14 protein-coding genes are annotated in these 14,954 nt (G+C 46.1%); 4 read left to right on the top strand and 10 right to left on the bottom strand.

The window, feature by feature from the left end; genetic code table 11:
• Positions 1-62 precede the first annotated feature (62 nt).
• Together fadJ and fadI are read right to left on the bottom strand one after the other, a co-directional pair.
• Positions 63-2,177, bottom strand: coding sequence for a fatty acid oxidation complex subunit alpha FadJ (gene fadJ, locus M1D72_RS11465; RefSeq protein ID WP_456296950.1), 2,115 nt, complete (start codon positions 2,175-2,177; stop codon positions 63-65).
• Positions 2,177-3,484: an acetyl-CoA C-acyltransferase FadI gene (gene fadI, locus M1D72_RS11460; RefSeq protein ID WP_456296949.1), complete on the bottom strand. Its 1,308-nt coding sequence runs from the start codon at positions 3,482-3,484 to the stop codon at positions 2,177-2,179. The genes fadJ and fadI overlap by 1 nt, the downstream gene beginning before the upstream one ends.
• Positions 3,485-4,049: 565 nt before the next feature.
• Between fadI and M1D72_RS11455 the strand changes: the two genes are divergently transcribed.
• From M1D72_RS11455 to M1D72_RS11440, 4 genes are all read left to right on the top strand, one after another.
• Positions 4,050-4,607, top strand: coding sequence for a sigma-70 family RNA polymerase sigma factor (locus tag M1D72_RS11455; RefSeq protein ID WP_390190904.1), 558 nt, complete (start codon positions 4,050-4,052; stop codon positions 4,605-4,607).
• Positions 4,600-5,325, top strand: coding sequence for a DUF3379 domain-containing protein (locus tag M1D72_RS11450; protein ID WP_456296948.1), 726 nt, complete (start codon positions 4,600-4,602; stop codon positions 5,323-5,325). Before M1D72_RS11455 ends, M1D72_RS11450 begins: the two co-directional genes overlap by 8 nt.
• 244 nt (positions 5,326-5,569) lie before the next feature.
• Positions 5,570-6,865 carry an outer membrane protein transport protein gene (locus M1D72_RS11445; protein ID WP_456296947.1) on the top strand — a complete coding sequence of 432 codons (1,296 nt, stop codon included), beginning with the start codon at positions 5,570-5,572 and terminating at the stop codon, positions 6,863-6,865.
• A 284-nt stretch (positions 6,866-7,149) separates the two neighbouring features.
• Positions 7,150-8,400: an outer membrane protein transport protein gene (locus M1D72_RS11440; protein WP_456296946.1), complete on the top strand. Its 1,251-nt coding sequence runs from the start codon at positions 7,150-7,152 to the stop codon at positions 8,398-8,400.
• A gap of 50 nt (positions 8,401-8,450) precedes the next feature.
• On the opposite strand, the gene M1D72_RS11435 is transcribed toward M1D72_RS11440, so the two are convergent.
• The 8 genes from M1D72_RS11435 to M1D72_RS11400 all read right to left on the bottom strand — a co-directional run bounded on the left by M1D72_RS11435 (position 8,451) and on the right by M1D72_RS11400 (position 14,925).
• Positions 8,451-9,179, bottom strand: coding sequence for an MlaA family lipoprotein (locus M1D72_RS11435; protein WP_390191879.1), 729 nt, complete (start codon positions 9,177-9,179; stop codon positions 8,451-8,453).
• 75 nt (positions 9,180-9,254) lie between these two features.
• The gene (gene ccmI, locus M1D72_RS11430; RefSeq protein WP_456296945.1) at positions 9,255-10,475 is read right to left on the bottom strand and encodes a c-type cytochrome biogenesis protein CcmI; all 1,221 of its coding nucleotides are present in this window, start codon (positions 10,473-10,475) and stop codon (positions 9,255-9,257) included.
• Positions 10,472-10,975: a cytochrome c-type biogenesis protein gene (locus M1D72_RS11425; RefSeq protein WP_456296944.1), complete on the bottom strand. Its 504-nt coding sequence runs from the start codon at positions 10,973-10,975 to the stop codon at positions 10,472-10,474. Before M1D72_RS11425 ends, ccmI begins: the two co-directional genes overlap by 4 nt.
• Positions 10,972-11,526 (bottom strand): DsbE family thiol:disulfide interchange protein, encoded by a 555-nt coding sequence (locus M1D72_RS11420; RefSeq protein ID WP_390190916.1) that lies wholly within the window; start codon positions 11,524-11,526, stop codon positions 10,972-10,974. The genes M1D72_RS11425 and M1D72_RS11420 overlap by 4 nt, the downstream gene beginning before the upstream one ends.
• Positions 11,523-13,478 (bottom strand): heme lyase CcmF/NrfE family subunit, encoded by a 1,956-nt coding sequence (locus M1D72_RS11415; RefSeq protein ID WP_456296943.1) that lies wholly within the window; start codon positions 13,476-13,478, stop codon positions 11,523-11,525. Before M1D72_RS11415 ends, M1D72_RS11420 begins: the two co-directional genes overlap by 4 nt.
• Positions 13,475-13,960, bottom strand: coding sequence for a cytochrome c maturation protein CcmE (ccmE, locus tag M1D72_RS11410; RefSeq protein WP_456296942.1), 486 nt, complete (start codon positions 13,958-13,960; stop codon positions 13,475-13,477). Before ccmE ends, M1D72_RS11415 begins: the two co-directional genes overlap by 4 nt.
• Positions 13,957-14,163 (bottom strand): heme exporter protein CcmD, encoded by a 207-nt coding sequence (gene ccmD, locus M1D72_RS11405; RefSeq protein WP_456296941.1) that lies wholly within the window; start codon positions 14,161-14,163, stop codon positions 13,957-13,959. The genes ccmE and ccmD overlap by 4 nt, the downstream gene beginning before the upstream one ends.
• A 3-nt stretch (positions 14,164-14,166) precedes the next feature.
• Positions 14,167-14,925, bottom strand: coding sequence for a heme ABC transporter permease (locus tag M1D72_RS11400; RefSeq protein ID WP_456296940.1), 759 nt, complete (start codon positions 14,923-14,925; stop codon positions 14,167-14,169).
• Positions 14,926-14,954: the final 29 nt, after the last annotated feature.

Below are 14,954 nucleotides of genomic sequence, written 5' to 3'. Positions count from 1 at the left end.
CGTGGTACAAAAAAGGCGAACCACTGTTCGCCTTTTCGGTTTTTGCATCACATTCTAAGCACTTAATCGTAGAAACGTTGGTCGAGCCCGGCGCGAGTCAATAAGCCATCACATGGCGCGAAACGGTCACCATACTTTTGAACATGCTGATTCATGATTTCTACCAAGTTCTTAATGCCGAGTTGATCCATATAACGGAATGGCCCCCCTAGGAAAGGAGGGAAACCAATCCCGAAAATAGCGCCGATATCTCCGTCACGTGGGCTACGGATAATACCTTCATCCAAACAACGTACCGCTTCATTGAGCATAGGTAAGACACAACGTAGCGCGATATCTTGCCCCTTCATATTGGACTCTGGCGTTAAACTCAGCAATTTATATACGCTTTTATCGACTTGTTTCTTCTTGCCTTTGTATAAATAGAAACCTTTGCCGCTTTTACGGCCTTTGCGGTTATCCCCGAGCAACGTATCGAACACATTTGGGCCTTGGAATCGGGCCCCCAGCTCTTTGACCAAAATAGGCATAATTTTCGCGCCGACATCAATACCGACTTCATCCAGTAAACTGATTGGTCCAACAGGAAAACCAAAATCAAGCAGTGCCTTGTCGACATGTTCTACCGGTTCGCCAGCCATCAATACTTGCGCCGCTTCATTCATGTAAGGCACAAGAATTCGGTTAACATAAAAGCCCGCTTTATCCTTGACCACGATCGGCGTTTTTCCTTGCTTTTTCGCCAGTGACACAACCGTAGAAATGGTTTCTTCAGATGTAGTTTGGTGCGGAATCACTTCAACCAACGGCATTTTTTCGACCGGACTAAAATAGTGCAGGCCAACGACGTTCTCAGGCCGTTGTGCTTTCTCAGCAATTTGACCAATCGGCAAGGAAGAAGTATTCGTCGCAAACACTGTATCTTTACGGCCATATTGCTCAATGTCTGCAACCATTTGTTGCTTAAGAGCGAGATCTTCAAATACCGCTTCAACCACCACATCAAGATGTTGAAAGCTAGTAAAATCCGTGCCACCCGCCAATTTCAGCATATTGGCTTGTTGCTCTGCTCGGCGTAAAATTCGGCGCTTACGTTGTTTTTCAAACAGTTGATGGTTATAACGCAGCGCGTTCAATACCCCGTCATTGCTGACATCTTTGACGCGTACCGGAAGCTTGGCTTTGCTCACTGTCACATGACTTATCCCAGCCCCCATCAAACCACCACCGAGTACACCCACACGCTGAATCGTTTTTGGCTTAGCGTCACTGCCCTGCTCTTTTTTCATTTCTGTCGTCGCAAAGAAAATCGACCGCAAGGCTTTTGATTCAGGCGTCATCACAAGCTCGCCAAATCGTTCTGACTCGAGTTTAAGACCTCGTTCAATACCATGCTCTAAGCCGTACCGAATCACTTCTAATATCGCATCGGTTGCAGGGTAATTGCCGCGAGTTTTACTATGGGTTTTCTTAGCCGCTTGATCAAAAATAACGCGACGCCCAAGCCCAGTTCTTGAGATTAACTTCTCTTTGGTTGGCACTCGATGCTTTGCGCCTTTTTTGCCTTTCTCGGTCCAACGCTTGGCAACATCCAAAAGGATACTCTCTGGCACACAGTCATCGACAACCCCCAGCTTTTTCGCTCTTGGTGCGCGAAGTTGTTTCCCCGTTAAAATCATATCCATTGCTGGCAGTAAACCAATCAAACGAGGTAAACGCTGTGTCCCACCGGACCCTGGAAGTAATCCCAACTGGACTTCGGGTAAACCAATGCGCGTAATCGTTGAATCGGTGCACACGCGGTAATCACACGCCAGCGCTAATTCCAGGCCGCCACCTAGGCAAGGCCCATGAATGGCCGCCACGACTGGGTAAGGAAGTTCAGACAGCGCTTGAAACATCGTTTGTCCTTGCGCTGCAAGTTCGCTGGCTTGCGCCGCATTTTTGCAAGCGTCAAGCATACGAACATCAGCGCCGGCGACAAAGTTATCTGGCTTAAGAGAGTGTACAATCAGCCCTTTGAGCTGCGATTGCTGATTCAGCTGCTCAAGAATATCTGACATCTGCTCAACAAATGCGGCTTGCAGCGTATTCATTTTTTCGCCGGGCACATCAATCGCTAGCCAAGCCAGATTGTCGTCATCAATGGTGAGAGTAAATGCATTATTGGTTGTCATTATTCTACCTCCAGTACCATTGCAGCACCTAAACCGCCAGCAGCACATGCCGTGTTAAGTGCCAACCCACCTCCGCGGCGTTTCAATTCATGTAATGTTTGCATCATCATACGTGCACCAGTGGCGGCAAATGGGTGTCCGTAAGCAATCGAACCACCCAGCACATTAAATTTATCCATGTCGATCTCACCAATGGCCTGGCTGCGCCCTAGCTCGCGTTTAGCAAACTCTGGGCTGGCGAACATCTTAACGTTAGCAAGCGTCTGAGCCGCAAACGCTTCATGCATATCTATTAAATCTAAATCGTTTAATGCGATTCCTGCACGTTCGAGTGCGACGGGCGTTGCGTAAGAAGGCCCCATCAACATGTCTTTTTCAACACCAATCGCCGAAAAAGCGTATGATCGAAGATAACCAAGGATATCGAGACCTAGCTCTTTGGCTCGTCCCTCACGCATCATGAGTATCGCGCCAGCGCCGTCAGTTAATGGCGTACTATTTGCCGCTGTTACCGAGCCATATTTACGGTCAAAGGCTGGGCGTAACTTAGCGTACCCTTCAAGGGTTGAGTCCTTACGAATATTGTTGTCTTGATGAATCCACTCTTTGTAAGGTTCAGGAAACGCAGTCATTACTTGGGCATCTATGACTCCATCAGCCCAAGCCTGAGCGGCTAGCGTATGGGAACGATGTGCCAGCGCATCCTGCTCTTGGCGACTAATGGCATAACTTTTTGCCATTTGCTCTGCGGTCTGTCCCATTGACAGCCCAGTAGAATACTCTGCCACCGCAGGCGGTACAGGCATCAAGTCTTTAAGATTTAATGTTTTGATGATTTTGAGCTTTTGACCAAGCGTTTTGGTTTTGCTGAGCGCCAATAAGTTGGCAGCCAGCTTTTTAGAGACACCGATTGGCAGCACGGAAGAAGAATCGGCACCACCAGCAATACCGATGTCAATCGTGCCTGCCATGATACTTTCCGCCACGTTAACCGCAGATTGAAAACTTGTCGCACAAGCACGAGTAACACTATAGGCATCGGTATGGATATTCATTCCCGTTCCGAGTACTATTTCACGAGCAATGTTTGGCGCTTCAGGCATTTGTACCACTTGACCAAAGACAACTTGCTCGATTAATTTGGGATCAATCTCCGTACGAGCTAACAGCTCACTGACCACCATTTTGCCCAAATCTACCGCGGGAACCGCGCGAAAAGCCGTACTTTGACGAGCAAAAGGCGTGCGCAATCCGGCAACAATAGCAACGCGCTCCCCTGACCGGGTTTTCAATTCCTGCTTGCCCATTTTATCTCCTTAAACCAACAGGTCTGACCTCAAGCCATTGTAACGAAGTTGTTAAAACGGTCAAACGCCTGTTTAAATAAACGTGATAACACAAGCAAACCCTAACTAAGTCAGGATTGATTCATACCTGCTTCAGAAATCAGAAGATAAAACGCATTATTGAAATGGAGATAGGTAAATCAAAAGCAAAAAAAACCACACGAAGTCGTGTGGTTGGAATGTATAAAGCAATTAACTTACGCCAATTGAAAAAATCAGTTTCCTGATTAGGAGAAAGTAAAGTCAGCCTTCAAAAGGAAGTGTCATCTTGCTCAACATGTTGGAACGAACCAACGAGATGACAGGGTTACTATAACTGACCTAAATCGATGATTATTGAATTAGATCAAGTTTGCGTCGAATTATCGACCATCTTACGACTTATGCGCACTATTGCAGGTAACCAAGCTGTTAAAAGCTCCGCAAACCTATACCAAAGTCTAACATTGACGCATTTTATGTAGCATTTCCGAGGTTAAGCCATAGACTTGCGTGATATCGATAACCTCAAAAAGACGTCTTAACAATGATTTCTTTTTTTCGAAAGAAAAAGCCAATCAATCCGGTCAACTCGGATATGAAAAAGCAAAAAAAATACGAAGCCCTGGTACGCGCCTATCACCGCGATCTTTATCGGTACGCCTACTGGCTGTGCCACGACAAAACCGTTGCTGAAGATTTGGTGCAAGAAACCTGCTTACGCGCTTGGAAATCTCTCGATAGCCTACTCGACGAGAAATCGGCAAAAGCGTGGCTTATCACTATCTTACGACGTGAGAACGCACGCCGCTTTGAACGTAAGCAATTAGATTTGGTTGATATCGATGATGTAAGTCACGAGGTCAAAATCAGTGACGATGCTCATCATCAATCACAGTGGGTTCAGCAGCAAATTATGCAATTAGACATCGAGTATCGGGAACCTCTATTTTTGCAGGTAGTCGCCGGCTTTAGCGGTGAGGAAATCGCTGACATACTCGAACTCAATAAAAACACGGTCATGACTCGCTTATTTCGAGCCCGTAATCAGTTAAAGGAACGATTAGACACCGTGAATCAACAAAGAGGACAATATAATGGATGATTTAGAATTTCGTCGCCGCATTATGTCCGACCCTAAATCACGTGACCGCGAACTGAATCAAGCGATAAAAGACAATGAGGCCAATGCCCAATTTGCCGAGGAACTGCTGGAACTTGACGCCACAATAGAGCAAGCGATGAAAGTCGATGTCGCGGATGATCTGGCTGATCGTATTCTATTTCAGCAAAGCCGAGAGCAACCCACTAGCGATGCTCGAGGCTTTTCGCGCAAGATGTTAGCCATGGCGGCATCGATTGCTTTTGTTGTCGGCCTATTGTTTGGACAAATACAGTGGCACAACGTAGTCGTCGCTCCCGCTTACGCTAGCCTTTCGGATATGGCGATTCACCATGTTCGCAATGAACAAAACTTTGTTGAACATATCGATGAACAAGCGAGTGAAATACAAATCAACGCGAAAATGCAGCCATTTTCTACTCAATTGAATGGCGAGTTTCCTTATCACGTTTACTATTTGAATCATTGTGGATTTGGCAGCGCCAATGCGGTTCACATGGTCTTTGCCGGAGAAAAAGGCAAAGTCACTTTGTTTTTGGTGTCCATCCCGAGTGGCAAAGTCGAACACTTTGACAAAGATGGAATGAAAGGCATGGTTGAACCCCTCGACAATGCCAGCTTAATCATCGTCGGCGAACCACAAGAAAACATATCGAAAATTGTGAAAAAAGTCCTACCCATCATTCAGCCCATGAATTGATTGAAGCCGGCTCACTTTTTTGAGTGAGCTGGCTGCTCTTCCTTAAATAGAGCTTTAACTCTAAAAATCAGTCTTTTCCGACATATTCCTGTATGTTGTGCGTCATTTCGATAATTTTAACTACAAATTAGACGATGGTCGGATTTCTATCTTTTATATTAAACACTAGGATCAGCCACAACTGAGTTTTTACTCAGAAAATATCGTCCATTAGAGACGGAACAATAAAAAAGGAATAAGCACAATGAACAAGACGCGTCTGTTTAAAAAAACGCTGCTAGCAGCCACTATCGCGCTCTCCACGCAACAAGCAATGGCGGCGGGTTTCCAACTCAACGCTCAATCTGCAACAGGTCTCGGCCGAGCATTCGCTGGTGACGCTGTCATTGCAGATAACGCCTCGGTCATGGCTCGTAACCCAGCTGCAATGGCACTGTTTGACAAAATGTCACTGTCACTGGGTTTTGAAAGCATTACCACCATGATTGAAGTGAAGGATGCGACATACAACGGTGTACCTGGTGTTGTGGGTGATACCGATGATGTTGGCGGCACTTCGATTGCACCCAACATTCACTTAATCGTTCCAGTTAACGATAAGTTTGCTTGGGGTGTGAACGCATACACAAACTTTGGTACTAAAACCGAATTCTCAAGCAGCTATGTCGCTTCTGAATATGGCGGCACTACCGATGTGAAAAGTTTCAACCTTGGCCTCGCAGGTTCATACCGCGCAAACGAGCACCTTAGTGTTGGCTTAGGCCTTGATGCGATTTACGGTCAAGGAACCTTCCAGCGTTACGCGAGTTCCACACTATCTACCGCGATCAACACCAATTACTTTGGTGGCGCCCCTGTAACATCTCAAGGAACACCTCTTGTCGATGTCGATGGCGCTGATGGTTGGGCGTTTGGCTTTAACGTTGGTGCGGTTTATGAATTCGATGAGAACAATCGTTTTGGCTTAGCGTACCGCTACAGCCCAGAGTTCACAGCCAAAGACGATGAAGGACAAGAAATTACTCTGCCATTACCTGATATTGCAGAATTCTCGGGCTACCACAAAATTGACAATACCCAATTTGCGGTTCACTACAGCATTCAGTGGATCGGTTGGGGTGATTTTGACAATATCGAAATCGACAACCTTGATGCAACGAAATCACCGATCGCGACTCAACTTGCTGCTCTACAAGGTTCTAGCAAGTACACTAAAGCGTACGAGTGGCAAGATGGTTGGCACTACTCAATCGGTGGTACTTACTACCTAAACAGCGATTGGACATTACGTGCTGGCTATATGTATGACACCAGTGCTCAAGACAATGTTCGCTCAATCTCTGTACCTGACTCCGATCGTCAATGGCTTTCAGCAGGTTTTACCTACAATGTTGATAGCGCGTCAAACATCGACTTTGGCTTCACCTACCTAATTGGTGAAGATATCGCCGTCACTGAAGACTCAGCAGGTACGGTTCTAACCGCAACCACGCGCGCTGATGCGGTTCTTGTTGGTTTGCAATACAGCCGCTCGTTCTAACCTCGAGCTGAAATCAACACGATAAAAAGGGAGCCAGAGCTCCCTTTTTTAACACTTAAGTTTACCAAGCTAAATTAATCTGGTTTATTTTTATTCCGATACACCGTACAGACGTTCGCTCAATATTTGAAACGCTCTTATAACATGCAGAATTAAATCTCCATATCGTTATAATTTATAGATACTTATCCCAAATAATACGATTTTCGTGTTTTTTGTTTTTAAAGTAATTACTCAACCCTTAAACTTTTCGTTTCTTATTTAATTCTTTCAGCGAACATTTAATGAAAACAAACAAATCCTTTCTTACCCTTTCTCTATCTTTTGGACTAGTTAGTGTCTCGCCTTTTACTCAAGCAGCCGGCTTTCAACTTGCCGAATATTCTGCAACAGGTTTAGGTCGAGCGTACGCTGGCGAAGCTGCAATGGCAGATAACGCCAGTGCACAATGGCGAAACCCAGCAATGCTCACCTACTTAACAGGTACCCAGATCTCAGTTGGGGGCGTTTATATCAACCCCAATGTCGATGTTGACGGAGAAGTCGCTGGAAGCATTGAGGCGACATCGGATGATTACGTCAATGATGCTGTGGTCCCCAATTTATATCTCTCCCATCAGTACAATGACCAGTTGTACGTTGGTTTAGCATTTGGCACTAACTACGGGATGATCACTGATTTAGGCAACGACTTCGCCGCCTCACATTTTGGTAATAAAGCCAAAGTGGAAACTATGGAAGCCAACCTAAACCTAGGTTATCAACTAACACCAGATATCAGCTTAGGCGGTGGCTTACGTTACATTACTGGCGAAGGCCACTTTGGCGGCTCGTTGGGTGGCACCACATTAAAATACATGGAAGGTGATGACACTGCCCTAGGATGGCAAATAGGTGCAGCATGGAAAATTAACCCAAACCATCGTATCGGTATCGCGTATAAGTCCGCAGTAGACTTAACGCTTGCGGGCTATGCGGAAGGCGCAGCATTTGGACTGCCTTCACCTCTTCGTGATTCAGGCGCGATGGACATTACATTACCAGCCACTGCTGAATTCGCGACATTTCACCAGTTAACAGAGCGCTGGGCCGTGCACACGAGTTTTAATTGGACAGATTGGAGCTCTTTCGATCAATTAGTCGCTGATTTGGATACTCTAGGAAATCAAACCGTCAAAGTAGAAAATTGGCGTGATAGCTATCGCTTTGCTGTCGGCACCACCTATACCGTGAGCAAAGCACTGACATTACGTTCTGGTTTAGCTTACGACACCTCTGCCGTCAACGATAAAAACCGTACAATTACCATTCCGGAGATCGATCGTACTTGGTTTAGCTTTGGAGCCAGTTACGCCGTCAATAAACAATTGACCGTGGACGCTGGTGCGACTTTCGTCTATACCAAAGAAGCCCATATTGTTGAGTCTCGCGGGTATGCATCCGATGACGCAGCAGAAGCCATTGGTGGTCAATTCGTGGGCGGTGTTTCGGGCAATATCATCATCTTTGGCCTGCAAGCCAATTATGTGTTCTAACGTTCGCTAACTGCATTAAAAAGGCCTGATTGAGAAATCAGGCCTTTTGTTTAATATTCATCAAGGTAGGAATCTAACTCCGCTTCTTCTTGCGGATTATAGGTGTCTCGCTCAACCTCTGCTTGATAATCTCGGCGCTGAATATAGACATCGCGTGTTAAAGAGTACGGATCCGGGGAATCATCCAGCATCGATTCTTGATTTACTAACTGGGCTCGCGTTTCCATTCCTTCAAATGCCCACTTACCGATGCTGGCCCAAATATTAAGGTAAGAAAGTGGCGCGTACATTTCATCCGCAAAGTCTGCCGTTTCACGCACCGTCCACGGACCATAGCCAGGCACCATTACGTAAGGACCATTCCCTACTCCATAGTGACCAACCGCATCTCCAAAGCTTTTTTCATCATGCTTGTTTATGCCTGCTTCCGAGGCAATATCAATCAAACCTAACAAGCCAAAAGTCGAGTTGATCCAAAATCGGTTGAAATGATCCAGAGCTTTACGACCATTACCCATAATCAGGTTATTAATGATACTGGCTGGCTCATCTAAGTTACTTAGAAAATTTGAAATACCAGTGCGTACAGGGCTAGGCGTGTAATCAACATACGCCAACGATACTGGGCGAACAAAGTACGGGTCCAGATAATCGTAGTTTAACGTCCACATTGTGCGATTAAAGCCTTCAAAAGGGTCATTTTCAGACACATCCGACTCGTTCGGATTTGATGCACACCCAGCTAAAAGTAAGCTCAAGCACAATGACAACCATGTCATTAAGTTTTTCTTCATTTGATCATGTCCATAAAAAAGGCTGGTCGACACCAGCCTTTATCTATCCCAAAGTATAGATTAAGGATATTGCTGATTTATCGTGATATTAACAGGCTCGTCAATTTTAACGACTTTACTCTCGCCAAACCAGTCCCCTTGCTTCGTTGCCACGTTTCCATCGCTGTCAAGACGCACACGAACCATGAGTGAATCAAGGTCTGATAGCTTACTACTTTCAAGCATGCTATTGCGGTCATCAAGCTCTACGGTTAACGGGAACGAAGATACCGGATAACGAGCAGCGGCCACAGGCATCGGCGAACCATTCGCATGGTGTACAGAAACAATTAACACCGCATTGGGATCTAACACCACAGCATCATCGAGATTGATCGTCACTTTCACTGAAGCCTGGTTAGCCGTTGGACCAGACATTTGCTGCTTCGCATTGTCAATACTGCGAGTCAGCATCTCGTAACGTTGGTCATTCGGGCCAATCATTTGCTGCATCACGCCCCAGTATTTGATGGCAGAAGCAAAATCTTGTCGCTCGTAGGCGTCAAAAGCCAGTAGCGAAAAGACTCGAATATCGACATAATCTTGCTTAGTCAGCTGTAGTAACAGGTTGCGCGCCACGTCTTGGTCAGCCTCATCTTGAGACAGCATCAGTGCTTGCGCATAACCAAGTTGGATATCCTGATCATCCGGTTTCAAATCATAGGCTTTTTTCATCGCCCCGACAGATGTCCCTGTATCTCGATTCGCGAGCCCGATTCGCCCCAGTAACATCCAACCCGTTGCGTCTTCAGGGTTATAGTGAAGACGAGTGCGTAATCCTAACGTCAAGTCTTGCATCTCTTGATCAGTGAGTACTGCGCCATCTTGCTGCATGAGTTTCTTTGAAAGTTCAGGCAGGTTATTGGTCACGTCTTGCCACGCTTTCACCTGTTGGGCGGAGCCAAAATGCGCATAAAGCGCATAAGAGAGTACCCCCATCAAAAGCACAGAAGGGACTAAAATCAACCAAGGTGATAATGCTTGTTGTCGCTGCTGGAGTTTATCACTAGGAATATCATCAAGCAGTGATTGCTTTAAATCGTTAATTAAGTCTTGTTGGTCTTCAACAAGCCCTTCATTTGATTCTTCTTTAAGCTCGCTAAGCCTATCTTTGTAAAACGCTTTATTAAGTTCATCACGTAATACTTGATCGTTATTCTCTCGACGCTTTAAGGCAGGAAGAAAAATAAACACCGCACAGATTACAATCAGAACCAGTGAAGCAACCCAAAAATACATCATGACGTCGACTCCTCGTCCTGCTTACTGGTCTTGCTTGGTTTTTCTTGTTCAAGAAGCGCTTTCAGACGTGCTTCTTTTTCGCTATCCCATGATGGTGATGGCGAATTTTTCAACGAACGTTTACGGCTACGCACAATAATAAAACCAAAACCAAACAACACGACACACAATGGCCCAAGCCATAAGATCGATGTCGCGATAGTAAAAGGAGGGTTATAGGTAACAAAATTGCCGTAACGTGCCGTCATATAGTCAATAATTTCCTGCTTTGACTTACCTTGCTTCGTCATTTCAAACACTTTTTGCCTTAAGTCTTGTGCAAGTTCTGCATTTGAATCGGCAATGCTGTTATTTTGGCACTTAGGGCAGCGTAGTGTATTACTGAGCTCCTGAAACTGAGTTTCTTGCTGTGGAGTATCAAAATCATAAACTTCAATTGCAGCCTGCGCAGCCATGGGTAAGCAAACGACAGCAAGCACCACAAGTAACTTATGGATCATTGTTTCGCCTCCTTGACCATTTGCTGGTAAATCGGCTCAAGCGTTTTTTGCCAATTACTGGGATTAACATCGCCAACATGACGATAACGAATGACGCCTTCAGCATCAATTAAGAAGGTTTCAGGAGCGCCATAAACACCAAGATCCAGCCCTAGCATGCCATCCCCATCAAACAGGCTAATCAAATAAGGATTACCCAAATTATTGAGCCAAGTCACTGCCTTATCACGCTGATCTTTATAGTTTAACCCTATAATTTTCACGCCTTGATCAGAAAGCTTGTTCAAATATTGATGCTCGGCATAACATGTTGGACACCACGTTGCCCAGACATTAAGCAGCAGAGGCTCCCCCTTGAAAATAGCTTGGTCGTACTGCTTGCCGGGTTCCGCCAAATCCTCGAGTTCAAAACTCGGGACCGCTTTTCCTACCAACACAGACTCGAGTTTGGTTGGATCATCCCCCTCTGAGTTACGCGCTAACTGAGTAACAAAAACAATGACCAAAGCTAAAAACGCAACAAGAGGAATAAAAAGAATTTTTTTGTTCATAACGCCTCCTTTGCGCTCTTTCTAAAGCGATAGCGTTTATCGCTAATGGCTAATGCGCCGCCGATGGCCATGAACAGACCACCAACCCAAATCCATCGAACGAATGGTTTGTAATAGACACGCACAGCCCACGACTGGTTATCATCCAACTGCTCACCCATGGCAATGTAAAAATCACGGGTAATAGAGCGGTCAATCGCGGCTTCTGTCATCATCGAACGCGCGGTACGATAAAAGCGTTTTTCCGCATGCAGCGTATTGACAAACTGGCCATTGCGCGTCAACTCAAAATCGGCGATATAACCGTCGTAGTTCGGGCCGTCTTTGTCACGTAATCCTGAAAAATATAAATCGTAGCCCTGCAATTGAAAGTGTTCTCCAGGCGCTAAGCGCACATCGCGTTCAATGCTGTAGTTTTGCACCATCGCAATACCTATCACAGTAACAGCAAGTCCAAGGTGCCCCAATACCATTGACCAATGGCTACGTTGAAGCTTCTTAATTCCTACAGCGAACGGATGACGATGAGTCGCACGCTGCCAGATTTCATAGCTCAGCAAAGTGATGATCCATAGTGACATCACCCAACCTAGATACGCCATAAACTGAAAGCGGTCAGCAAAAAGGGCAATGCAACCCGCAGCGATGGCTAACGACAAGATTCCCGAGACCAACATGGGTTTTACCAAAGTCGACAACTGTTCTCGCTTCCAACGAATCAAAGGGCCAATACCCAGTAAAAATGCAAATGGAATCATTAACCAAGCAAACAAGGTATTAAAAAATGGCGCACCAATGGATACTGAGCCAAGCCCTAACTGTTTGTGTACGAGCGGCAGTAACGTACCGACCAGAACAACAACCAGCGCCGCAATCAGTAAGATATTGTTGGCCAGTAGGCCATTTTCTCGGGAGAGTAATTCGAAATTACCTCGAACTCTGACTTGAGCACCTTTTAAGGCAAACAGTAGCAGCGAGCCACCAATCACCAACACTAAGAACGCTAAAATAAACATGCCTCGGGATGGATCAGAGGCAAAAGCATGCACAGAAACCAAAATGCCGGAACGGACTAAAAATGTCCCCAATAAACTCAGCGAAAAGGCTGAAATCGCGAGAAGTACTGTCCAAGCTTTAAACGTTCCGCGTTTCTCAGTAACGGCTAACGAATGCATCAGTGCGGTACCTGCTAACCAGGGCATAAAGGACGCGTTTTCCACCGGATCCCAGAACCACCATCCCCCCCAGCCGAGTTCGTAGTACGCCCACCAAGAACCAAGTGCAATACCAACAGTTAGGAACATCCAGGCTGCTGTCGTCCATGGACGAGACCAACGAGCCCATGCAGTGTCAAGTCGTCCCGTCATCAAAGAAGCAATAGCAAAAGCAAAAGCAACTGAGAAGCCAACGTAACCCATATATAGCATTGGCGGATGAATAATTAACCCTGGATCTTGCAGTAACGGATTGAGATCGCGACCATCAACAGGAAAGTACGGTAGAGTGCGAGTAAATGGGTTGGAAGTAACGATGATAAACAACAAAAAGCCAACGCTTATCATCCCCATAACACTGAGTACACGGGCAACAGACTCTTGAGGCATTCCTCGGCTAAAGGAGGCAACCGCGACCGTCCAGCCAGCTTGAATCAGCACCCACAATAAAAGCGAGCCTTCGTGAGCGCCCCAAACGGCGGTTAGCCGGTAATACCATGGCAGCGCGCTCGTCGAGTTAGCGGCTACGTATTGAACGGTAAAATCATTGGTATAGAACGCCCAGAGCAAAACCGCAAATGAGAACGCCAATAGCGAGAACATTCCCCACGACAGCGGACGAGCGCTATTCATCAGCATTGTGTTGTCTCGGCTTGCGCCCCACAAAGGGAGAATACTCAATAAGATTGCGAGAGAGAGGGAAAGAATTAACGCAAAATGACCTATCTCGACAATCATTGTTCACTCCCTTGCAACTGCTGTTGGCTATAATCCATAGGTTGATGATTTTTCTGCATCGCTTCTGCAACCTCTGGTGGCATATATTCCTCATCATGTTTTGCCAACACTTCGAATGCTTCCACCGTCGTCGCGTTTTTTAACACGCCTTGAGCGACAATACCCTGCCCTTCGCGGAACAAATCGGGAAGAATGCCATCATAGACAACGGTTACTTGAGGGCCTCGGTCCTCGAGTAAAAAGCTGACACGTAACGAGTTGGGGTCACGCTTCACTGAGCCATCGACCACCATACCGCCGATACGTAACCGCTGCCCAACTTCAGGTTTGGTTCCATCAGGCTTACCGTTAACCAGTTCGGTAGGTGTGTAAAATAGATCCATATTCTGGCTTAATGCGTAGAGCATCAACCCGACAGTCAGTGAAATCCCCAGCAGCACGGCAACAACAATACCGAGCCTTTTTTTACGTCTTGGATTCATAGGGTATTCTCCATCTGTTTTGCTGCATCAATTCGAGCTTGACGCTCAACACGATTTCTCACGTCTTGCATCAGCTTTTGACTCTGTCGCAGACTGCTCCATAGCAAGATCAGCATCGAAGCAAAGGTAATACCAAACGCGCTCCAGACATACGCTGCGTAGCCACCCATTTGTAGGAATTGTTGGAAAGAATCAAAGTGCATCTTTTATCCCTCTTTGTGAGTGGTGTAGTTGCCTGTCGCCAACGCCAGTACCCAAGGCCGATGACTCTCTTTACGCACTATTTCATTACGTAGCCGTATCATGGTGAGTGCGGCAAAAAAGAAGGCAAAGCCCAAAATTTCAATCAGTAAAGGCCACAACATATCGCCGGAAATTGATGGTTTTTCAAATTTGGTAATGGTGGCACCTTGGTGCAGGGTATTCCACCATTCAACGGAGAAATGGATAATGGGTAAGTTGACGACGCCAACTATCGCGAGAATACCTGCGGCTTTCTCTGCCGTTTTTGCGTCATCAAAAGCGTGATAAAGCGCAATAACACCAAGATAAAGGAATAGAAGGATCAGTTCCGAGGTTAAACGTGCATCCCACACCCACCAAGTTCCCCACATCGGTTTTCCCCACACCGCGCCAGTAACCAACGCAACAAACGTGTAGACCGCACCAATCGGAGCCATGGCTAGTGCCGCCATATTCGACAACTTAAGCTGCCACACTAAACCGATAAACGCGGCGATCGCCATAGAAAGGTATATCCCCATTGACCAAATTGCAGCGGGAACATGAATATAGATGATTCGAAAACTGTCACCTTGTTGGTAATCGGATGGAGCAAATGCTAACCCCCACCCGGTTCCAACGACGAGTAGCCCTAAAGCCAAAATTGAAAACCAGGGTAAAAGACGCCCACAGAGATGGTACGTATTTTCTGGCTTGGCATAAGGGTGAAGCCATTTCCACATTGTTATTCTCTCATTTACTTTCAGTAATC

It is taken from the genome of Vibrio sp. AK197, assembly GCF_053903115.1.
This window is presented reverse-complemented; position numbering and strand designations above follow the sequence as displayed.